This window comes from Algoriphagus terrigena DSM 22685, from assembly GCF_000429445.1.
GTDB lineage: Bacteria > Bacteroidota > Bacteroidia > Cytophagales > Cyclobacteriaceae > Algoriphagus > Algoriphagus terrigena.
Genome location: NZ_AUBW01000027.1, coordinates 24,212 through 47,620, shown reverse-complemented (window position 1 = coordinate 47,620; position 23,409 = coordinate 24,212). Strand labels below are relative to the sequence as shown.

The following is a 23,409-nucleotide window of genomic DNA, read 5'->3' as shown; positions in this document are numbered from 1 at the left end:
GTCATTGGAAACCGACCATGCCGGATACAGCATCTGGAGCAAAACCGCGATATCATCGGGGTGCATGGGAGATTCCAGAAGACCTTTAAAAAACATGAACAGATGAAACCATATTTTAATCTTATCTCCGCCTTACTGATACTGGCAGTGGCTGTTTCCTGCCAGGTGTCCAAGGACATTTCAGTCCCCGAAGATGCCATCCCAGAGCAATTCCGGGGGCCGTCCTCGACAGATACAGCCAGCCTAGGCACCCTTTCCTGGGAAGAGTTTTTTCAGGATCCCAATCTGAAAACACTGATTGACAGTGCCATTCAGAAAAACAACGACCTTGCTGTCGCCCACAGCAATATCGAAATCGCACAATGGCAACTTAAGCAAGCCAAATGGGGAAATGTGCCGGAAGTTGACCTTCAGATCGGCGCAGTCTCCAGCAGGTTCTCGGACAACAGCCTAAACGGATTAAGCACAAGCACTTTTCTGGAACGGAATCATCTGGAAGATTTCCTCTTGCAGGGCGCTGTCTCCTGGGAGGCAGACATCTGGGGAAAGATAAGAAGCCAGAAGAAACAGGCATTGGCCGAGTACCTTCAGACCGTGGAGGCCCAAAAGGCCCTGCAGACAGGCATCATCGCCTTGGTGGCAAGAAGCTATTATAACCTGCTGATGCTGGACTCCCAGCTGGAAGTGGCCACAAGTAATTTCAAACTCAGCGAAAACACCAAATTCATTGTTGATCTCCAGTTTGAATCGGGATTGGTCACCTCACTGGCACAGCAGCAAGCCGCTGCCCAGCTGATGCAGGCAGAGCAGTTGATCCCCTTGATCGAGTCCCAGATCACAGTGGAGGAGAATACCCTGAGTATCCTTACCGGAGCTTTTCCAAAGGCCATCCAACGGTCCCGCTTACCGGATACCGTACCCGTTCCTGACTTGCTCGCTACCGGAGTGCCGGTAGACTTGGTACAGGCAAGGCCGGATGTCAAAGCCGCCGAACTGGGGCTGCAGTCAGCAAATGCTGCAGTTGGAGTGGCCCAAGCCAATATGTATCCGAGTTTCCGAATCACTGCGGCCGCCGGGCTCAATGCCTTTGAAGCTACCAACTGGTTTAATGTTCCTGCATCCGTATTTGGCATCGTGGGTGCGAGTGTAGCGCAGCCCATCCTCAACAGGAAAAGGCTGAAGACCGCTTTTGAAACAGCCAAGCTGGAGCGTGAGCAGACAGTTTTCCAGTTCCGCCAGTCCGTCCTGACCGCAGTCAAAGAAGTGTCGGATGCGCTGGTGCAGACTGAAAAACTGAAAGCCCGCCAATCCATCATTGACCGAAGGACGGAGACACTTCAGTCTGCCGTTTCCGATGCGGATATGCTGTTTGAGAACGGCGTAGCCAACTACCTGGAAGTGATTACTGCCCAGGGAAATCTCCTCCAAAGCCAACTCGACCAGGCTGCTGTGAAGCGTTCACAGCTGGATGCCTCCATCGAGCTCTACCGCGCTTTGGGAGGCGGTTGGAAATAGCTTCCCTAACAAAGTGAAGCCCTTCAGGGAATTGGATTCCTGAAGGGCTTCACTGTTTGTCTAGCTTGGGAGGCCAGCCCGTGGCTCAGTTGATCCCTCCCTCCACGGGCAGGCGCAATGACGGTCTATACCAACCCATTTCCAAACCCTTTTATCGTCGCCAATTTTCATTCAGGCACTTTCGTCACATTTTTTAATGGGTTAGTCACTTATCCCGGAAAGAGTCTCTGCCCCTATCTAATATTACTGAAAATCCCCGCTATGAAAGTCAGATGGAGACAACATGAAATGATCGGCATTGCCGTCTTAGTCCTGTGGCAACTCATCCTTTTACTGATGATGGTTAATGACCATTCGATCAATGAGTTGGAGCAGGATTATTCAGCGCCATTTAAGGAGAATGGTATTCCTTTTTCCTTTTGGAAGAACGTCCTGATTCCGCAGTTGAGCGCTCCCCTATTGGTATTTGGAGTCTACCTCCTGATTAACGTTTGGGTCCTGCTTTCTTTCAAACGGATCAACGGAGAAGATATCGAGCGGCTCCTTTCCAAACGAATCTTGCTGGCGCTCTTTTCCCTCCTGTGTGTAGGCTCGCTGCTTGCCATCGGGATCAATGCTATCTCTTTTTATGCCCGGCCGCATTTATTCAATTATGGGGGCTACCAACTGTTGGCTATTGCCGGCTACAATGAGCACCCGATGTCCAATTTATTCTTTGGTTTTGGACGGACCTTGGCAGCAGTAGCGCTGGTCACCGCACTGGCCGGAGCAAGAGAATTGATCATCTGGCTTATTGAGCGAAAAAGGGTGAAAAGAGACTACTGGATCATGGTGGTCAACAACGCGACCCCGCTGCTCATCGTATTTTGGTGCGTTGTGATCATCAGCAACCCACTTCACCAGGACTTCCTCCGATACCTTTTTTTCGTGCTGCCGGTGATCGGACTCTACCTATACCTGACCTTCTGGCTCTTCCCATTTATGGAGGGGAAAGCGGTTTTGTCCCGGCCCGTTCTCCTCCGGATCGTGATTGCGACATTCATCTGTGCTATACCCGGACTCCTGCTGCTTTTCAGCCACCGGCTTATTGTCCCGGTATTCTATTGGGGGTCCTTGATTTTGGTTGCCACCCCGATATTCTGGATAATCTACAACCAGCGAAAAGACCGCATCCTGCAATCCATCAGGATGGAAACCGCTTTGGCCAAGTCGGATGCATCCCTCCAGTTTCTGAAGTCTCAGATCAATCCGCACTTTCTGTTCAATGCACTCAACACACTCTATGGAACTGCGCTCAAAGGCGACTCGGACAAGACCGCCGAGGGTATCCAAAAGTTGGGGGACATGATGCGGTTTATGCTTCACGAAAACACCCTGGACCGGATCCCGATGTACAAAGAGATGGAGTATCTGAAAAACTATATTTCCCTCCAAAAGCTCCGGATAGTGGACTCTCCCCTGATCAGCATTGAAGATGAGATCGAAGAGAGGAACTGCAACAATGAGATCCCGCCTATGTTGTTGATCCCCTTCGTGGAAAACGCCTTCAAACACGGGATCAGCCTGAAAGAAAGATCGTGGATCAGGATCGAATTACAATGCCGGGAAAAACTGGTGGAATTTGAGGTGCGAAACAGCATCCACAAGGACGACAGCGACCCGGAAAAGGAGATATCCGGGATTGGGCTGAAAAATGTGACAGGAAGACTGCAGCTGATGTATCCCAACCGGCATACCTTGGATATTCGGGAAACAGATCGGGAGTTTACCGTTAAACTGACACTGCAATGCTGAAAGCAATAGCCATTGATGACGAGCCCATTGCCTTGGACGTGATACAGGGCCTTACCGACAAGGTGACGTTTGTCGAGATGGTCGGATATTTCTCCAGCGGACTGGAAGCGATGCAATTTCTAAAACCGAATGCGGTGGATCTGATCTTCCTTGATATCAAGATGCCGGACATGTCGGGCTTCGAATTTCTGAAATCTGTTCCCAATCCGCCCATGATCGTCTTCACCACGGCCTACAGTGAGCATGCGATCGAAGGATTTGAATATGATGCCATCGACTATTTGCTCAAGCCTTTTTCGCTGACCCGGTTTCTGAAGGCCTGCAACAAGGCCTATGAACAACATGCCCTTCGGGAAAACCTACCCGCTGCCCCACCCCAGCAGCCCTTCATCTTTGTCAAAAGCGGCTACGAGAATATCAGGGTCGAGTTCAAGGATCTGTTGTATGCCGAAGCCCTGGGCAATTATGTCCAGCTGGTCTTGGAAGGCCGAAAGGTCATCACCCGGCTGACGATGAGTGAAGCGGAAGTGCTGCTTTCAGCGCAAGGCTTTTTGCGGATTCACCGGTCTTATATCGTTGCCAAGAACAGGATCCTGAAATTTGACAAAAAAAGTCTCTGGATCAGGAATACAGAATTACCCATCGGCCCCCTGTTTCTGCCTGAGATAGAAAAGACCATCATCCCCTTATAAACAACTTACATCATGAAATTTCTACTGCTGATGCTGCTGGCTTCCGGGCTGGCCCTGTACTCTTATGCCCAAAAAAACGATTCTTCAAAAATCCAGGACATCGATTCCTTTCTTGTCCGGCAGGAAGGCCTGAACAAGTTTAACGGGACCGTTCTGGTAGCCCAAAAGGGTCAGATTCTACTGAAGAAAGGTTACGGCTACGCCGACTTTGAGAATAAGAAAGCGAATGATTCCAGCGGCATTTTTCAGATCTATTCCATCACTAAGACTTTCACGTCTTCGATGATCTTTATCCTGATCGAACAGGGGAAGTTGTCGCTGGATGATCGCTTGAGTAAGTTCTATCCCGCCTTTCCAAACGGCGACAACATCACCCTTGAACATCTGCTTACCCATACTTCCGGTATCAATGATACTACTGATGATCCCAATGCCCGGGAGACCGAATCCTATCGCGTGGAGCGATTTGGGAAAAACACGGTCAATTTTGCGCCGGGTGAGGGCTGGTCCTATTGCAACGGAGGCTATCAGTTGCTGGGATATATCATCGCGAAGGTTACCGGGGTGAGTTATGAGGAAGCTGTAAGAAAACACATCTTCAGTCCGTTGGGGATGTCAGCCAGTGGATTTGATTTCAAGAATCTCCCGAGCCCTGAAAAGGTCACCGCCTATCATGTCTTCACCGAGGAAATCAAAGAAAAAGCTTCCTTATACGACTCAACAGGCCCCTATGCTGCGGGATCGATCTATTCGACGGTTGGTGACCTGTACAAGTACTACAGGGGTTTTAGGTCCTCTCGGATTATCAGCAAAATCTCACAGGATATAGCCTTCAATCCCAGCAAGACAAACAAAGGATATGGCTACGGCTGGCAACTGAGACAGGACTCTCTCAAAAGTAAAGTGATTTCCCACAGTGGCGGTGCGGCGGGTTTCAGGAGCAATTTTGCCATGATCCCCGAAGACGATATCTGCGTCATTATCTTAAACAACCATGAAAATGCCAATACCGAATTTCTCACCGGAAGGATCATTGACATCCTGAGCGGCAAGGTTTTCGAACCGGTCAGAGAGGTGAAACTGAAAGATGCTGATTTGAAGAAGTTTGTCGGGGTATTTTCGGTTCAGGAGCCACCAAGGATGATCCATACTTCTGTGTTAGCCGGCAGGCTGGCGGTAGAAGTGTCGGGTCAGGGAAAACAACCGGTCATTGCCACCGGGGAGACTGTCTTTTTCCATGAAGAAGCGGATGCAATCCTCGAGTTTGCCTCAGACGAAAACGGCGTCTTTTCCGAGATCACCATCAGTCTGGGATCCCGAAAGATGGTCGGAAAAAGGATAGCGTCTTCTTGGGGTTTGGTTGGAAGTGCCACGCCAAAGGGATGGGATGACTCCTTACCGGACCTTAAGTTTTCCGAAGACAGCGTCAGAAAAGGACTTTGGATATTGAAAGATATTGCTCTCGAAAAGGGTGAGATCAAATTCAGGCTAAACAATGACTGGAATATCAACTATGGCGACACCAAGGGGGATGGTGTCTTGGAGATGAATGGAGAAAATATCAAGGTAGAGGCCGGTGTCTATGATCTTATCCTTGACTTGACAGATGAGTCAAGTCCTCGCTATCGTCTGTTAAAAAAAGCGGGGGGTCGATAGAGCCGCAAAAAAGCTTCTCCCCGCGAGGCCGGACGCCGACCCGCTTCCACCACAGGCGGACAGGTTTGCGTCAGCCCAAGCGCCTATCTGAATTGGGATTTGTTTCCGCCAAAGGGCGGGATTTGACGTCATGACCCAGAGTGGGCGAACGCGTGCCGTAGGTACGGCCGATACCATAGCCTGGGGTTTCAACCCCAGGCAAATGTGGATCAGATATTTCAACCTCGGCGCAGGGATTTGGATTGGAAAAAACGGCAGGTGCCGAGAAGGAGTTGAATACAAATGTCGAGTAGCGTGAGCTCCGGCCTACAGGCTGGCTGCTCGCTAAAACCGCCCTGTCAACGTGAACAACAAAATCTCATTTCAAGACTTTGTATCTGATATGTGTCACCATGCTTGTACCACTTACCTCAATCGGTTCAAGGTTAAGACTTGGCATGCCTTCAAAAAGGCGGGTTCCCGAACCGATCGTAACAGGCACTATATGCAGCCACAATTCATCGATGAGACCAGCTGCCAAATACTGATTGACCGTATTTGCTCCTCCCATGATCTTTACATTCCGATCACCTGCTGCCTGCTTTGCCTTTTTAATCGCCGACTCGATCCCGTCGGTTACAAAATAAAATGTCGTTCCTCCGTCCATTTCTATCGGCGCACGTTCTGTGTGGGAAAGCACAAAAACCGGAGCATGGTATGGAGGATTGCTACCCCACCACCCTTTCCAATCCACGTTCTCTCGTCTGTCCTTCGGACCATACATGTTACTGCCCATTATAAAAGCACCCGCATCGAGGATAGCATCTATTTCCTTTTTATGCCTATGCTTTTCCGGCTCGGCAAACATCCATCGATCAAGCAATTCTGAGTCGAAATTATCTCCAAACGGCTTTTCAAAGCTCTGATTATGACCGGCTGAGTACCCGTCAAGAGACACCGCTAATCCAGCTGTTACTTTTCTTTCGTTCATAGTTTCATTCAGGTTTAGTGCGCTGCTTATCATCGGCTGAAGTCAGTCAATGCTTCAGTTAATAATTATAGCGTTCGGGTTTGCTTTTAATTTTGCCAGATTTTCCTGCCAAGTTTTAAGTTCATCGGGTGTGAGTCTTGTCCAGTCTGTTACTTCGCCAACTATTTTTAAAGGCTCCTTACTGCGATAGGATCGTGTTGGGTTACCGGGAAATTTTTTGTCAGTGACATTCGGGTCGTTTTCAAAGCTTCCGGTTGGTTCAACCATATAGATACGCGGACGGCCGTCACCAGGCGCCAATTCAGCAGCCAGACCTGCTGCACCATTGGGCAGGGCCGTAAAATAAATGTGATTCATCGTCACATCAGGATGGTAATTCGATTTAAACCCCGGTGTTAGCAGATCACCAATTTTCAAATCTGCTTTTGTTCCGTGATAAAACGGCCCAGTATCAAGAATATCATCTTTATCATTCATGTCACCCTGTTTTTTAGTCCTTTTTATTCTTTGAATTTATTGTGGGTTGCTTTCATCAGTGAAATGCCTTTTAACAAGAATGACTGAATAGTTGCAATTTCGCCTGCCGAAAATGTGGCTAACAATTTCTCGGATTCTTCTCGAAACTGCCTGTAGAAAGGCTCAAGTATCTTTACTATTTTTTCGTAATCTGCGACTATCAGAACCTTCCGTCTGTCGCTTTCGTCGTACTCCCTTTTTACAAGGCCCTTTTTTTCAAACCTGTTGATCAGCCCGGTTACGGCACCGGTGGTTAGCCCGGACAACTCAGCAAGGTCACCGGCTGTCAACTTGCCCTTTTGCAGCAGGAAACCTAAATACTTATGGTCAGTACCAGAAAAGCCGGCCTTCCTGGCAATCGCTTCGTGCATTTGAAGGGAGGCATACGCGTATTGCTGGCTCAGTTTTCTCGATTCAATGATGCTGTTGTCATCCATCTGATAGTCTTTTGAAGATATCTTAGTAACTAAGATATATCCAATAGACGATTTTCCCAATGACTGGCAAGGAAAAGATTCTTTACAAAGCGAGGATTTGTGTCTGTCAAGGGCCAGGAGTTGGAGTCTGGCCCTGAAGCGATAGTCCCGATGAATGGACTCTGAAGGAGTCCAACTGTGAATAGCCCAGGGTGCAACCCTGGGGAAACGGTTGAAAATATTTTTCAACCTCGGCGCAGACATTTCAAGGTACGCCGGATCCCATGCCGAGGTACGGAGATGATCTTTGATTGGTAAATAGTCCAGCTTCTGGAGAAGCAGGACAACGGAATATGGCCTCCTTCTCAAAATTTAGCGCTGTGGATAGATTTTTTCCGTTGTCACTTTTTGAAAGCCAAAAAGTAACCCAAAAGCTTCGGGCCTCAGTCTTTACTTCCAATCGGTGGTGTTTTCTGCCGGACAGGTATTGGTGGACGATTGGATTTTTCGTCCTGCTCCAAACCCTAAACCCGCATTATGCATTAGCAATTCTATTACGGCCAGTAATTGCTTCAAAATCAGTCACTACGTTGCTATTTTCGACTTCATCATAGCGGTGCTATGACTCAGTCTCCAAACAGCCTGATTTTATTGCAATTACTACCCTCACTACGAAACCTAATGCAAAATAGGGTTAAACAGGTGGATCTCCCCTCCCTGCAACCTGGCCCAAACCTAAAACAGCCCACCGGGCTGTTTCCTAACGGTTTGTCCTCCTGCAGGGCCCTTCCGTAGCCGAATACGTCGGGGTATCGACCTATATTTCGCTTACGAATGAAAAATCTTAGCCTATCATTTGGATTAAGAGGCCAAAAACTAAGAAGGCGGACGAGCTCCGTAGGAGCGGAATATTTGTAGCCTGGGGTTTCATGTGATGTTTGATTGATATCTAATGGTCACATGGAATCTCGCATGGAGGAAATTTATGCATGGATATCATACAGTAGGTCATGCTCGATTTTAACCCCAAGTAAATGTGGGTATCCGTGATTTGCCTCGGCGCAGGAATATGTTGAGTATGTGGATGTCGATGTCGAGGAAAGGAGATGGAGGCCTTCGACTATCCCAAAACAAGTCCTCCGGCCCCGTTGGCAGGATCTGAGGCTTCGGATTTTTTTTGAGTTGTCACTTTTTGAAAGCCAAAAAGTAACCCAAAAGCTTCGGGCCTCAGTCTTTACTTCCAATCGGTGGTGGTTTGTTATTCATCCAATGTGAGTGGGCGATTGGATTTTTGCCGCTGCTGAAAACCTAAAAACAGGTGGATCTCCCCTCCCTGCAACCTGGCCCAAACCTAAAACAGCCCACCGGGCTGTTTCCTAACGGTTTGTCCTCCTGCAGGGCCCTACCTTCGTCGATTGTGTCTGGTACTTTTTTGTATTCGCTATATGTCTGATACGGCTTAGGGACCACATCAAAGCGTGCCGTAGGTACGGCCGATGCCATAGCCTGGGGTTTCAACCCCAGGAAAGAAGGGTTTCAGTATGCCAACCTCGGCGCAGAGATATTGATTGGAAAAAACGGCCGGTGCCGAGGAACGGAGATGGTGGTTGATTGTAAATAGTGCAGCACCGATACGAATCGATAGAGAAGCAGGACAACGAAGATACTGGTGCCGAGATGAAACGTTTTACCTTGACATCCACGCCCTCACTTATACATTTGGTGAGTTCACTTTTTCTTTCTCGATAATCTCGTCAATAAAGCCGTTAACAGTCAATTCTTTCATCTCTGCATAAAGTCTTTTATCCTGGTTTGCTTTTTCAGCCAGTTCATATTTCATGTCCTGATACTTAATTCTAGCCCAATCATTTTTTCTTAAAAAATCCCGCATCAGGATGTGTCTTTTTAAAGGCTCGCTATCCTTTGGACAAACGTACAGGTGGTGAGGAATTGAATCTAACAAACCGTTCGATGAATATTCGCCTCGTTTAAACACTTCTCTCTTTTTAATCCCCTGATCTCCATTATGATAGTATCCGAGTTTGATTAATCCGGTTTTTACCTTCCCAAATTCAGACTCGTTATCATAAACAATGTCAATATCAATAATTGGCTTGGCGTCCAAATTTGATACAGCAGTACTTCCAACGTGTTCTATACGATAGTCAAGTCCCCTCAATCCGCTTTCAATTTCGCGTTTTAGATCTTCAAAATCCTTCATCCATTTTGATGTGTATTTCTCGATTAGCATTCTATTTTTCTGAAAAGGGTGTACAATAGCGACCCCGTATTTGGCTTTAAGAGCCACACAAACATAGTTGTTGTACGCCGTTATCGGGACATCTCCAACAAAAACTCCCGTGCCGAAATCATGTCAGTATTGTCGTCAATCTCCTCGTCTGTTAAATCATCTTCCTCTTGGATTTTAAAATCAATCGTATCAGTCAGACATATTCCAACGGAATAAATATGTTCTGCTTTCCGATCTGCAAGAAACTCTAAAGTCTCAGCTACTGCAACACAACAATTCAAGGCATAACTAGCATCTTCGAAATTTTCAATGTCCGGTGTTATTGATTCAATTTGATTGATTTTAGATTGCAATAGAACTGGGTCAATTTTTTCGTCTCCAAACTGCTCTATGAATCTAATTGTGTCAAGAACCAATTCAGAATCTCCCCAGTTATTGACTTCCGAAAATTTTTGATAGTCACAGAAAAGCCTTTTGCAAACCAAAAGTGCCAAATCAAACTGCCTTTGATATGCAAGAGATTCTGTTTGAATTCTAAATTGTCTTGTGAATTCTTTGTATGTAAACATTGTCAAAAAAGTAGTATGCAACAATTCTGGTTACAAAACTCCTTCAGTCCCTATTCCGTCTGTACCTCATTTGCCGAAGGATTCTTGCCCTGTCGCGAGAGCAAAATAGTGATTTTGGCCAAACTGTCTAGCGGGCTTTGAAGGTTTTTGTTGGTGATGGACAGGATGTGGTTTTTTCCGACAATGTCAATATCAGTCCAGTCCACCGAACAAATTTCAAAAAAGGAAAGACCTCGTCAAAACTGGTTTCAACGAGGTCTATCCTTCACGGCTGATAATCCGATCGGTATAGCAGACTAGTTCAACACCATACCAATCAGAAGACGAGTGAAGTATGGACGTTAATTTGATTGATTGACGCTGATAGTCCGCTAAGCGTCATCTATTTACCTGCAAATAATTCTCATTTCTGAGACTGTCTTTATTGTCATATAAGTAGTTCCATTTCGTCATATAGTAATCGGCAGGCAAAAACTTATCGTTTGTTTTCTTCAGCATAGACTGAAGCACTTTTTCCATGGTGCCCTGTAGATCTTTGAACTGAGGCAATCCTACCAGATTGTTTTGCTGAAAAGGGTCTGTTTGGTTGTCGAATAAAAGCCATGGGCCAGCCAAGTCTTTCACATAGGTATATCTGTCAGATCGGATCCCCCTAAATTCTCTGCCCCCGTTCATAAACTGCCATTCATGGAATGGAACAGGCAGCATAATCAGTGCGCCATCGTTGGAGATATCCTTGCCTTGAATCAGGGGCTTTGAGAAATCTTCGCCCTCTACAGATTTCGGTACAGCAATCCCGCTAAGCCCAAGCAAAGTAGGAAGCAAGTCGGGTGTATTTATCGGGCCGGTGATATTGCGCGGCTTTGAAAGCTTTTCGGGGTACCTAATTAACATAGGGACTTTGATGGATTCGTCATAAGGCCGCTGCTTTCGCAAAACACCCTTGGACAGCAACATGTCTCCATGTTCTGAGGTAAATACAATGATGGTGTTGTCCGATAAGCCCTCCTCTTCTACCGCTTTCAGAAGGTCACCCATCGCCTTGTCCAAAGCGGTGATGTGGGCATAGTAGTCAGCAATGATTTGCCTTGCACTGTCCTGAAATTCCTCGGGTACGTTTTGCCTCAGCGCAATCTTGGCCGGATCATATAGCTTCCTGTATTCTTCCGGGGCCGTATGATAAGGGTTGTGGGGAGGCCCCCATGAAAGCATGATCAGAAAGGGATTATCCTTGTTTTTTCTGATGTATGAGATGGCGCTGTCCGTCTGGGGAAACGCGTCGTAACCTTCCCAGGTTTGCTTCTCATCATTCTCATCAAAATAAAAAGAGTTGTTATAATCGTGCGTTACTTCCCTTACTTTCCAATAGTCGAATCCCTGTCTACGATCCTTCGGCACCGGCTTATCCCTGGCGCTGAATGCATGTTCACCTCTTCCGTGGCCATTCAGATGCCACTTTCCTATATATCCAGTCTTGTAACCCTTCTCTTTGTAGATCTCAGCAAGCGTCAGGGCTTCATTGGGAAGAGGCTTGTCGTTGTAAAAAACGCCGTTGGTGAGTGGGTATTGCCCGGTCAAAAAGCTTGCTCTCCAAGGTGCACATACGGCCATTACTGTGACCGTATTTTCAAAAACCAAACTCTCTTTGGCCAGTCTGTCCAAATTTGGTGTAATAACATCTTTGTTTCCCGCATATCCCACCGCGTCCGATCGCCATTGATCCGCCAGCACGAAGATAACATTAGGCGGGGTCGTTTTTTGCGGCGGAGATTCCACTTTCATTGATATAAATCCAAAGAGATAGAATACTCCCAGTACCAGAAAGAGTAGCGTATAGTAGTTTTTATAAATTCGATTATACATGGTGTTTCGTGAATTGATGAGTGATTTATTTAGGAAGAGACTGGATTTTAATTCAGTTTTTTGGACACCAGGTCCTTCGCCATCGAATCAAATCTGGTCCTCATTTCAACAAGTTTTTCCTTAAAGCTTTCATTACCGGCCAAATTGTTGATTTCATCCGGATCATTGACCAAGTCATACAGCTCCTCATGTTTCAGATCATTTCTGTATCTGAAATATTTCCAGTCCGTCGTTCTTATCCCTTCACTCGGAGGAATTATAGCAACCTCCCAGAGATGTTCGGCTACAAATTCTGTCCTGTCAGCCAGTGCGGGGACTCCGCTAGCATCAGGAGCCAAACTCCTGCCTTGCCATTCTTTCGGAATGTCAATTCCGGCAAAGTCAAAGATGGTGGACGGAACATCGATATTGAGGGCTATACCAGTCTCGCGTCGGGCAGCCGGGTTTCTGGGATCGTAGATGATCAAGGGCACCCGCAGGGAATTGTCGTACATCAACCACTTACCGGCCAATTGTCTCTCTCCCAAAAAATAGCCGTTGTCACCCATCAGGATGATTACTGTATTTTCGGCGAGGCCCTTTTCCTCCAATGCCCGGCGGATTTTTCCGATTTCGGCATCCACCTCAGAGATCATCCTGAAATATCCTTTGACACTGTGCTGGTATTTCTCCGGCGTATCGTATCTCCAATGCCATCGGGTTCGGTTCTCTCCCGTCCGGACATATTCGGGCTGTGCCTGGAAATAGGAATCCTCCTTGAGCAAGGGATCGGGAATCACCAAATCTTGGTACATCGTATCGAATTCCGGAGACCAGAAATATTGCTCTTCGGCTGGATCATGGGCATGCGGCGCACTGAAACTGAGTGAAAGCATGAAAGGCTTTTCCTTGGAGGATTCCTGAATAAAGTCAATCGCCTGCTGGCCGGTATACCGTGTCAGATGTACCGTGTCCTGTCCAATCGTCTTGAAAAAGTACCCTCTCCTGTCCTTGAATACACTGTTCCTGTCATAACTTTCACCCACGTCAAAGAGCTCGTTAAACCCGGGGTAATTCACACCAAACTTGCCGTAGAATCCTGTGAAATATCCCGAGTCTTTTAACAACGCCGGGTAGGAAAGCTGAATATACGCCTGCTTAATCTCTCCTTGACCGAAGGTGTAGCCGTGTGTTCGTTCATACATTCCGGTCAGGATACTCGCCCGGCTAGCCGCACAAATCGGGGTAGTGACAAAGGCGTTCTCGAAATAAGTTCCTTCCGATGCCAAACGGTCCATCTCGGGAGTCCGGATCAGTCTGTTTCCCGCAAAACCCAGGGCATCCCAGCGTTGATCATCGGTCAGAATAAAGATGATATTTGGCCTTTTATCCTGAGCTGCCAGTTTTAACGGCATCCACAGTGAGACAAAAATGCAAAAGCTTGGACATCTGAACAGTCGAAGGCCAGCCAACCAAACACGGTTAAAGTTCATGGATCTGTTCATGTTCAATATCCGGGATTTTGCTCCAACCCATTGATCAGTATTTGCTCCGCAGGAAGCGGTGCCAATAATTTATAAGCATCAATCTGAAAAGCAGAACTGAAAAGAAAGTCTTTTTCAGCCTTTTCCCTCTGGCCATGGGCTGTCATGACTTCGATCGCTTTGCCGGTCCTTTTTATGTCATACCACCTTTGATTTTCAAAACAAAACTCGACCTGGCGCTCTTTGGCAATCAGATCCCCAAGGGTGGTTTTGTCAAATCCCGACAGGGGATTTTTTAACCCAGCCCTCTCCCTAACCTGCTGAACATACGCCATGGCTTCTCCTGTCCGCCCCTGCTCGTTCAAAGCCTCCGCATACATCAGCAACACATCAGAATATCTCAGAACAGGCAAATTGTCACCGGTTCGGTCGTCAGGAGCTGATATGGGACGCTGGAATTTCCCGGTATACGGGATATCTCTCACCACTCCATCCCAATCCCTTCCATTCCAGATTTTAATCGAAACACCCTTCCTCAAGTCTCCTTCTTCGAAGGCGTTCAGCAGATCCGTGGTGGGCATATTCCAACCCGCAGAAGTCATGTTGATACTGGGTCTCATCGTGATGCTGCCCCCAGAGGTCCATGGGGCAAATATGAAGATGAACCTGTTGGAGAGTTCCCGGTTGGTTTCTGAATACTGGACACTGAAGATGGTTTCTTTAAAGTCCTTCTTGTTGGGGTCAAACAAGTCGGCATAGTTGGGAAGAAGGGAGTACTTGTTGGAGTCAATGACTTTTTTCAAAGCAGTTTCCGCATTGGGGTAATCTCGGCGTGTCAAATAAACCTTTCCCAAGAGCGCATAGGACGAATACAGGTTGGCCCGCCCATTTTCATTCAGATTGGTGGCACCTTCAAACTGTGCAATAGCTGAATTGAGGTCCTGGACAATGCTGTTGTAAATCTCATCCTCCGTGGATCTCCCCATTGTCAATGCCTCCGCCGCGCTTATCGGAGTCAACACCAAAGGAACCCCACCGAACTGCCGCACAAGATTAAAATAGTACAGTGCCCTAAGGAAGAGGGCTTCCCCTGTCGACCGGTTCTTGTATGCCAAATCCGACCATTTCACCTCAGGCCTTTCAATTTCCAACAAAAGCTTGTTGCATCGGTTTATTCCGTTGTAGGACAAGTTCCAGAAATCGGCATAGGCCCTGTTGTCAGAAGTGATGATAAATTGGTCGATCACTCCCCGTACTGCTTCCCCCGTGGTATTGTTATATTGAAAGCTGGTATTGTCGGAAATGAGTTCTGAAATGACCCAATGGGTATTTTTCTCATATTCCCGCAACGGAATATAACACCCGTTTGCCAGTACTATAAACTGATCCTGGGATTCGTAGAAGTTTCCCTCGCTTAACGTAGTGTCAGGGTATATCTCCAGAAAATCATGGGAACAGGAACAGATGGTAAGTAAAGAGACTATATAGATCAACTTTTTCATGTCGCTAAAATTTAAGATCAGAAATAAAGAGCGGATAAAATCCGATTAGAAAGAGAGGTTTATACCCAATGACATGGTCCTGGAAAGCGGATAGGAAGTCATGTCAAAACCGGGAACCAAGGTATTGTTTTGGTTTGCCGCCTGCCCTTCAGGATTTGCCCCCTTGTATTTAGTGAACATCGCCAGGTTTTGAATTGTGAAATACAGCCGTGAGCTTTTCACCACTTTCATCTTCTCGGCCAGGCTCTTAGGAAGGGTGTAGCCCAGTGTGAGGTTTCCGATCCGAAGATAGGAAGCGTCCTCCACCCACAGGGTGGACACCCGGTGTCCCCAACTTGGTCTGACTTTAGGCACTCCGGAGTGAATGCCATCCCCCGGCTGATCCGGGCCTCTCCACCTGTTTTCCCAATCGCGGTCTATATTGAAGAATCCCTGGAGGTTATCGGTAGTTTGTCTCAACCCGTTCATCACCTGGCCGCCATACTGGCCGTTGATGATAATTCCCAAGTCAAGGCTCTTGTAGGAAAAATTATTGGTCAAACCGAAGATGAAATCCGGATGCGGATTGCCGATGATGGTATAATCCAGGACGTCATTGACGATCCCATCCCCGTTTACATCCTTGTACTTCACGTTCCCTTCGTACACCTGGGGTGAATTGATGACGCCAGGCTGGCTCAGATATTCTGCTGTGTAAATTCCCTCGAGCACGAATCCGAAAAACTGTCCGATCGGCTTACCTACTACAGAGATATGGGTGGGGTTATTGTCATTGTTTCCGGCAAGTATCCGCACCGTATTCTCATTCAAAGACAGTATCTCGTTCCTGTTGAAAGCAATGTTTCCATTGACATTCCAGGTGAAATCACCGGCAACGGGTGTTCCGCCAAGGGAAATTTCAATCCCTTTGTTTTGCACACTCCCCTGATTGATTGTCTGGGTATTAAAACCTGTAATGGCTGGAATCACGTCCTGAAGAAGCATATTCTCACTTTTTCTCAGGAACAGATCGACATTGAAGAACGCACGGCTTTTGAAGAACTCAAAGTCCACTCCTATATCAACTTGATTGGATTCCTCCCAGGTTAAGTTTGGGTTGGAAAGCCCCACGCTAAAACCGTTTACCTGGGTATTGTTAAATACATAGGAACCTGCGCTGATGTTGGCCAAATGGGCGTAGTTACCGATGTTGTTATTGCCGCTTTTGCCATAGCTTACCCTAAGTTTTAGCTCATCAACCCAAGAAACTCCCTCAAAGAAGTCTTCCTCGGAAATCCGCCAAGCTCCGGCCACCGATGGAAACATCGCAAAACGGTTGTCGCTTCCGAACCTGGAAGAGCCGTCTGAACGGAAGGTTGCCGTAAACAGATACCGTTGCCTAAATGAATAATTCAGCCTACCCAGATAAGAGATCATACTCCATTTTTCTACTCCCTCTCCCCAAGTATCTATTGCTTGGGCGGCGTTGATGGTAGTGATGAGGTCATTTTGATAGGGATTTGCGCTAAGGTTGAGACTGTTAGCATTGTACTTCTGTACGGTATATCCCAACATTGCATTGAAGGTGTGATCACCTTTTGTCAGATCGTAGTTCAGGGTATTTTCCACCAGCCAGTCAAAGCTGTTGAAGCGGTTATTCCTGGATCTTCCCGTACCGGGAGTGGGTGGGCGGTTAGATCCGCCTACGGTGCTCGGGACGTATTCGAAAAACTTGGAGGCTTCGAAGATTGTATTCAGTGAGGAGTTTAACCGGAGATTGGGAAGTATGCTCCACTCCAAAAACGCAAGTCCGAAGTTTTGAAAGGAATTCTGCTCGTTGGTCGTTTCCTGAAGCACAAAAAGGGGATTTGCAAAACTCCACGCCGAATGATATTTACTCTGGGGTGCAATCACATAGGGTTTCAGATTCCCGTTTTCGTCGTAGGGTGTGGATATTGGGTTTGCCCAGATGCCCACCCCCAGCACATCCTCCCTGTTAAGGTTGGTGTTTGCCCGGTTCTGTGTAATAAAGGTAGGCTGGATTGATGCTCCGAGTTTTAACTTGTCGTTGAGATTGGATTCGATACCGATCTTGCTGCTAAACCGCTCGATGCCGGTCTCTTTCACTACCCCCTGCTGATTAAAATACCCCAAACTAAAGTTGATCCTGGTGTCTTCTGTTCCTTTTTGCAGATTGAAATTGTAATCCTGAATGGGGGCTTCTCTGAGTAGAAGGTCATACCAATCCGTGCCATCGCCGGTCAACGCATCCAAGTCCCGGTATTCCAAAGGATAGTCTTCCAAGGTTGCTTCTCTCTTTTCCCTCAGCTCAACCTCAATGTCAATCCGATCCCGCTGAAACTGCGCAAACTCTCTTTGATTCAGCATGTTTGGCCTGCCTTTCTCAGGCACTTTCTGGACTCCCACCATCGCTGAAAAAGTGACGTTGGTCATGTTGTAAGATCCCTTTTTGGTAGTGATCATAATCACTCCGTTCGCTCCTCTCGATCCATAGATCGCCGTGGATGAGGCATCTTTCAGGATGGTAATGGATTCAATGTTATTGGGATCAATAAACATCAGAGGGTTTAAGGTCTGATTCATCCCTGCGGAATAGGGCATCCCGTCCACCACATACAACGGTTCGTTTCCAGCACCCAGTGATCCACTTCCTCTGATTTTGATTGAAGTGCCGGCACCGGGAGCGCCGGATACCTGCTGAATCTGGACCCCGGCCACCTGCCCGATCATCTTCTGGTCAACGGATGAAACCGGAAGGTCCTTTACCGTCTTTTCATTCACTGTGGCAATAGATCCGGTGACGTCTTCTTTCTTTTGGGTGCCATACCCCACCACTACCACTTCCTCCAGCGCCTGTTCGTCCTCCAGCAGGACCACATTGATTTCTGATTGGTTTCCAACCCCGATTTTCTGCGATTTGTATCCGATAAAAGAAAAGACCAACTGATCCCCTGCTTCGGCCGCAATCGTGTATTTTCCGTCAATATCCGAAACGGTACCCGCGGTAGAGCCCTCTACGATAATGGTGACTCCGGGAATGGGTACACCGTTGCCGTCTGTGATCAGCCCAACTACGCTAATTGGGGACCCGGTATTCGATTCCTGCTCCGCATCCCCGCGGTTTTCAGGAAGCCACATGGATATATTCCTGTTTACCTGTTGAAAATTGAGCCCCACCTGCCTTCCGATTTCTTTCAGAAGCTCCTCTACCGAAATATTTTCCCTTTTTATTGTGACCTTTTTCCTGAGGTATTCTTCATTTTCCTGGATTGTAAAATGGAATTCGGTTTGCCTTTCTATTTCCTGTAGAACGTTGACCAGTTTTTCTTCCGAGAAGTTTATGCGGACGTAGACTTCATCGATTTTTTGGGCACTGATGGAATGGGCAAGTGCCACGCTAAACAGAAGCATCTGAATCAAAAAACCATAGATGGAATACTTTGTCATTTGCAGTATTAGCTGTATTGATTTATTTATCATAATTTCGGGTGTTAATGTACTGACCAGTATATTAAAAGGTTAACAAAACATCTTCCACAAGATTTGTTAACCGGTTCAGAATCAATGGGGTGCGAACCCATTGGTTCTGTTTTCCTAGAAGGATATTGTTATCTTGGATTCGTCTATTTCATAGGCAAATTTTTTAGAGTATTGGAGATCAATTAATACATTTTTCAGCGATTGGTCCTCGTATACGGTGCTTACTTTCCAGTTTGCGGGCACGTTTCCCCTGACCTGAATATGAACTCCGTACCATCTTTCAAGCCTTCGGGTGACCTCCTCAAGAGAAGCATTGTTGAAAACCAACTTGCCATCCTTCCAACCGGTCACCTCGTCGAGATTGAATGGCATTTCCAAAAAAGACCTTGTTTCCGGGACGATTACAAGCTCCCAACCGGGATTCAAAATGACGGTCTTATCGTTGTTTCCAATTTGGTTTACCTTCACTTCCCCTTCCACCAGGGAGACCCTGACCACTTCGGAATCGTCAAAGGCATTGACGTTGAAAGCTGTGCCCAGCGCAATGGTCTCCACTGTTCTGCTCTCGACGACAAAAGGTTTGGACTTATCCTTGGCAACTTCAAAAAATGCTTCTCCTTCAAGCACAACCCGTCTCTCATTCCCGATAAAGCCGTTTATGAATTTGATGCTGGAGCTACTGTTGAGATAAGCTATCGTGCCGTCGGGAAGAGTAATCTTGGTTTTTTGGCCTGCCTTATTCTCCCTTAACACATAGCTTGGAACACTGGCAGGCAGTTCAACCTGAGGGGTTTCCCCGATTTGTGTCCAATGAAAAATCCCGAATGATGAACCCACCAAAAGTATAGCTGCCGCAGCGTATTTGAAAAGGGGAATTCTTCGCAAATCACGCTCTTTCTTTTTCAGATTTCCCTTCTGCCAGATCTCATTTATTCTATCCTCAGCATTGACCAAGATGGGTTCGGCATTTTTCTCATTCCAAGCCTTCTTTAGGGTTTCCATCAACTCCAGATTCGCCTCATCCTGGCTTGCCCAGTCTTTTAGGACTTGAAGTTCTTCGTGGCTGGCCGTACCCGTCAGCCAGTTGGTGAGAATTTCGTCAATTTGATCTTCAGGTCCTTTCATATCTTAACAGACAATCTCAGCTGCGAAAAGGCGTAACGTGACTTTGTTTTTTTTAAAATATTTTTTGCCAAAAGACCAAAACTTCAATACAGACTATTTAAAAATGTCTGATCAGAAGAATATTCTGATTGCTTGGTTTGGATCAGCGAAACTCGAAACTGGGGGTAAAAGCCGGAATCAGGAAGGTTTTCCGACCAATCCGAAGAAATTGGAAATCACCAGAAGAGTCGATCCCAAGCTTCCAACCTTTGAAATAATCGATATGATCTTGGTCTGTTTGAAGCAGTTCGATTGGTATTGTTCGATTTCTGCTCTCAAATCCCGAACGGCCAGCTCGAGGTGCTTCTTAACCGTCTTATCGGCGATATCCAGCAACTTGGCGACCTCCGCTATCTTCAACCCGTCATCCTTGATCATCTTATAGACCAGTTTTCGTTTGTGGGGCAAACTATCCACGCAGGATGCTATTCTCTGGCGCAGCTCCATCGTCAGCAGTTGTTGGAGCGGCTGTGTATATTCTCCTGTGCTGAGATCCTGGTAGTCGAGTTGGGTAAACAGTCTGTTTTTCCTCTTGTTCTTCTTCAGCTGATTCAGGCATTGGTTTTTGACCGAGTAATAGAGATAGCCTTCGAAGTTTTCGATATCCTGCAGTTGTCCTTCTTTTTGAAGCAGCTTAACAAACACCTCTGACACCATATCTTCTGCCTCTTCATAATCCGTCAAAAAACAGGATGCGAACGAAACCAATTTGGAATGATACCTTTTGAAAAGCTCCGAAAAGGCCTCTTTGTCCGAATTGGCGGAAATTCTATGTAGAAGAAGCTTGGTTGAACAGGGAAACGTCATCAGGCATTGGGTTATTAAAATGTTAATCGGCTCATGTATCTTAGACAGGTAGCATCTGACCCTCTTTAAAATAAACTTAAATCCATTGTACCCTTCGTGAGATGACCTAGCTAAAGCCATCATCAAAAATGGCGGGTGGGGTGTCTTTTTATTTTTTTTTTAAACTGGCAATCCCCATCCTGTGCTATCGGGTGTAGCACTTCATCGGATCAAGACCATGGAAAGAGCCTCAAAACTGCCGTCAGATTCTAAAATTTTAAAAACACCATCCCGCTATCATTTGTCTGCATCCGCCCGTGGGGCAACCAAACCAACAATGAGATGTAAGCGGACAAGATTTGGATCAAAGCGGGAAGCATTTACGAGTTAGGTGGATGCTACCGGAGATTGACCCGTGTTCGAAGAAGGCATGGATTGGGTGCTTGGGGCTGACTGACTGTCTCATGCTGTTCTTGATCTCAGTGACTTGTAAGAATGAGATTGAAGAAACTCCTTTGCAATGGCACTGAAATACCAAGGGTTGTCTTTCATGCTGAAGTGGCCCGAGAAGCGGATGACTTCCAGATTGAGATTTGCATCGGAGAGGTTGGACCAGTTGGAAAACTTTTCCCTTGAGAAAAACCGGTCAGTTTCACCGACGATCATCAAAAATGGCGTTCGCTTGAGCACTTCTTTTGCCTCATTGAGGAAACTCAGCTGGCAAAAAACCTGGTCAAACCAAAAAGAAGACTGGTCTGTCGAAGCAGGATTTCTTTTTCCGGCCAGTACCTGATGCAATTGCTGAAAAGAGAACCTGTCCTCGATCGCTGAAGGGAGATTGGCAAGAATGAGTTTGGTAACACGTTCCGGGTGGGTCGCCGCCAGTCTCAGGCCTATCCATGAACTGACCGAATGCGCCAGGATGGAAAACCGGTCGATGGACAATTCCTCCAGAAGATTTTCCAGATAGAAGATCGGATCAGGACTTCCGGTCTGCCTGTCCAGGATTGCCTTTGAAAAGGAAGGAATGATCAGCGTGAAATTGGAGGATAACAGTTCAAGTGCATTTTCCCAGTCGTCTGAAGAACCACCCAAAATCAACAGATTTGGACCTTTCCCCATGATTCGAAACCGGTAGTGCTTACTGCTGTCTGATTTGGGCCGGATATTCTCAAAGTTATTTTTCATCTTACTTATACCGTTTTAGTATGAATACAGGTTCAAAAATTACCTCTTCCGGGAAAGAGGTTTCAAAGCACTAGTTGATGTAGAGGCTTATGTGCTCTTCCACCTGGTTAAATGCCTGCTGGAAATCTGCACGGATATCATCAATGTGTTCGATCCCTACCGAAACTCTCACCAAGCCTGGCTTTACCCCGGCAGCGATTTGCTCGGCATCGGAAAGCTGCTGGTGGGTGGTGGCTGCCGGTTGGATGATCAGTGTCTTTGAATCCCCGACATTGGCCAGATGATTGACCAGTTTCAGACTGTCGATCAGTTTGTTGCCCGCTTCAGTTCCGCCGATGACCTGGAAACTCAGCACACCTCCGGCACCGTTTCTGAGGTATTTTTTCCCGAGTTCATAATGAGGGCTGCTCTTCAAGCCGGGATAGTTTACCGATTCCACCAGCGGGTGGTTTTCCAGCCATTTTGCCAGATTATAGGCGTTGTCAGAGATCCGCTGAACCCGAAGTGAAAGGGTTTCCAAGCCCTGGAGCAAAAGAAAAGAATTGAAAGGGCTGAGCGCCGGTCCGAAATCTCTCAGGCCTTCTACCCTGGCTCTGATCGCAAAGGCAATGTTGGGCAAACCAAGCGAGTTTCCTTCCCCGAAAACATCCCAGAATACCAGGCCATGGTAGCCCTCAGAAGGCTCAGTAAACTGTCTGAATTTCCCGTTGCCCCAATTGAAGTTTCCTGCATCCACGATTACTCCTCCGATGGATGTACCATGTCCCCCAATCCATTTGGTCGCAGACTCCACCACCACATTGGCTCCATGATCTATCGGCCTGAAGAGGTATCCACCGGCACCAAAGGTATTGTCGACCACTAATGGAATACCGTGAAACTTTGCAATGGTGGAGATCTCCTCAAAATCCGGAATATTAAACCCGGGATTACCAATCGTCTCCAGATAGATCGCCTTGGTGTTGCCATCAATCAGGGAAGAAATGGAAGCCGGACTGTCTCCGTCTGCAAACCTGGCCTCGATCCCCAGCCGCTTAAATGCCACCTTGAACTGGTTGTAAGTTCCGCCATACAGCAAAGATGTGGTCACGAAATTGTCTTCAGCCTCCAGGATATTGTTTAGCGCGATAAACTGTGCCGCCTGCCCGGAGGCTACCGCCACAGCTGCTACCCCACCTTCCAGGGCTGCAATCCGCTTTTCAAAAACATCCGTCGTTGGATTCATGATCCGGGTGTAGATGTTTCCAAATTCCTTTAGCGCAAAAAGATTTGCCCCATGCTCCGCATTGTTAAACACATAGCTGGTGGTCTGATAGATAGGAACTGCCCTGGAATTGGTGGCTTTGTCCGGCTCCTGTCCGGCATGCAGCTGGAGCGTTTCAAATCGATAATCTTGAGTTGGCATAGTATAGAGTGGTTAATGATGTAACAAGGTTAATGAATCAAAAATAAAAAGACAAGTATTCCTACCTGTTTTGTAGGAATTATTTTCTAACCACACTTAACCGCGGGTCAACATGCTTGCCAGCTCATCAAAGGCCACCTTTTCCACCAAAAAAAATCTTCTACTTCCGCTAGCGGAGC

The 23,409-nt window shown here is 46.9% G+C and carries 17 protein-coding genes; 4 read left to right on the top strand and 13 right to left on the bottom strand.

Going from position 1 to position 23,409, the window contains the following annotated elements:
• Positions 1-102: 102 nt before the first annotated feature.
• The 4 genes from G459_RS0121025 (at position 103) to G459_RS29170 (ending at position 5,657) form a co-directional block, all read left to right on the top strand.
• Entirely contained in the window at positions 103-1,515 is a 1,413-nt protein-coding gene (locus G459_RS0121025; protein WP_026969393.1) for a TolC family protein, read from the top strand.
• Between the two features lie 261 nt (positions 1,516-1,776).
• Positions 1,777-3,309, top strand: a complete 1,533-nt coding sequence (locus G459_RS29175; RefSeq protein WP_245588221.1) for a sensor histidine kinase — start codon at positions 1,777-1,779, stop codon at positions 3,307-3,309.
• Positions 3,303-4,001, top strand: a complete 699-nt coding sequence (locus tag G459_RS0121015; protein ID WP_211234411.1) for a LytR/AlgR family response regulator transcription factor — start codon at positions 3,303-3,305, stop codon at positions 3,999-4,001. Before G459_RS29175 ends, G459_RS0121015 begins: the two co-directional genes overlap by 7 nt.
• 12 nt (positions 4,002-4,013) lie before the next feature.
• The gene (locus tag G459_RS29170) at positions 4,014-5,657 is read left to right on the top strand and encodes a serine hydrolase (protein WP_051315351.1); all 1,644 of its coding nucleotides are present in this window, start codon (positions 4,014-4,016) and stop codon (positions 5,655-5,657) included.
• A gap of 358 nt (positions 5,658-6,015) precedes the next feature.
• Here the strand turns inward: G459_RS29170 and G459_RS0121005 are convergent, their stop codons facing one another.
• From G459_RS0121005 to G459_RS0120940, 13 genes are all read right to left on the bottom strand, one after another.
• Positions 6,016-6,627, bottom strand: coding sequence for a dihydrofolate reductase family protein (locus G459_RS0121005; RefSeq protein WP_026969391.1), 612 nt, complete (start codon positions 6,625-6,627; stop codon positions 6,016-6,018).
• A gap of 54 nt (positions 6,628-6,681) precedes the next feature.
• Positions 6,682-7,104, bottom strand: coding sequence for an NAD(+)--rifampin ADP-ribosyltransferase (gene arr, locus G459_RS0121000; protein WP_026969390.1), 423 nt, complete (start codon positions 7,102-7,104; stop codon positions 6,682-6,684).
• 23 nt (positions 7,105-7,127) lie between these two features.
• Positions 7,128-7,580: a MarR family winged helix-turn-helix transcriptional regulator gene (locus G459_RS0120995; RefSeq protein WP_026969389.1), complete on the bottom strand. Its 453-nt coding sequence runs from the start codon at positions 7,578-7,580 to the stop codon at positions 7,128-7,130.
• 1,690 nt (positions 7,581-9,270) lie between these two features.
• Positions 9,271-9,867, bottom strand: coding sequence for a GrpB family protein (locus G459_RS28140; RefSeq protein ID WP_157373400.1), 597 nt, complete (start codon positions 9,865-9,867; stop codon positions 9,271-9,273).
• Between the two features lie 23 nt (positions 9,868-9,890).
• On the bottom strand, positions 9,891-10,379 hold the full coding sequence (locus tag G459_RS0120985; RefSeq protein ID WP_026969388.1) for a DUF416 family protein: 489 nt from the start codon (positions 10,377-10,379) through the stop codon (positions 9,891-9,893).
• Positions 10,380-10,757: 378 nt separating this feature from the next.
• Complete coding sequence (locus G459_RS0120975) at positions 10,758-12,242, bottom strand: sulfatase family protein (protein ID WP_245588220.1); 1,485 nt, start codon at positions 12,240-12,242, stop codon at positions 10,758-10,760.
• Between the two features lie 47 nt (positions 12,243-12,289).
• Positions 12,290-13,636, bottom strand: coding sequence for a sulfatase family protein (locus tag G459_RS0120970; RefSeq protein WP_245588219.1), 1,347 nt, complete (start codon positions 13,634-13,636; stop codon positions 12,290-12,292).
• A gap of 92 nt (positions 13,637-13,728) precedes the next feature.
• Entirely contained in the window at positions 13,729-15,207 is a 1,479-nt protein-coding gene (locus G459_RS0120965) for a RagB/SusD family nutrient uptake outer membrane protein (protein ID WP_026969385.1), read from the bottom strand.
• Between the two features lie 45 nt (positions 15,208-15,252).
• Positions 15,253-18,654, bottom strand: coding sequence for a SusC/RagA family TonB-linked outer membrane protein (locus G459_RS0120960; RefSeq protein WP_245588218.1), 3,402 nt, complete (start codon positions 18,652-18,654; stop codon positions 15,253-15,255).
• A gap of 147 nt (positions 18,655-18,801) precedes the next feature.
• Positions 18,802-19,812: a FecR family protein gene (locus G459_RS29165; protein ID WP_051315349.1), complete on the bottom strand. Its 1,011-nt coding sequence runs from the start codon at positions 19,810-19,812 to the stop codon at positions 18,802-18,804.
• Between the two features lie 177 nt (positions 19,813-19,989).
• Positions 19,990-20,658 carry an RNA polymerase sigma factor gene (locus G459_RS28130; RefSeq protein ID WP_051315348.1) on the bottom strand — a complete coding sequence of 223 codons (669 nt, stop codon included), beginning with the start codon at positions 20,656-20,658 and terminating at the stop codon, positions 19,990-19,992.
• A gap of 441 nt (positions 20,659-21,099) precedes the next feature.
• Positions 21,100-21,825 carry an alpha/beta fold hydrolase gene (locus G459_RS0120945; protein WP_026969383.1) on the bottom strand — a complete coding sequence of 242 codons (726 nt, stop codon included), beginning with the start codon at positions 21,823-21,825 and terminating at the stop codon, positions 21,100-21,102.
• Between the two features lie 70 nt (positions 21,826-21,895).
• Positions 21,896-23,230, bottom strand: coding sequence for an O-acetylhomoserine aminocarboxypropyltransferase/cysteine synthase family protein (locus tag G459_RS0120940; protein ID WP_026969382.1), 1,335 nt, complete (start codon positions 23,228-23,230; stop codon positions 21,896-21,898).
• Between the last annotated feature and the right edge of the window lie 179 nt (positions 23,231-23,409).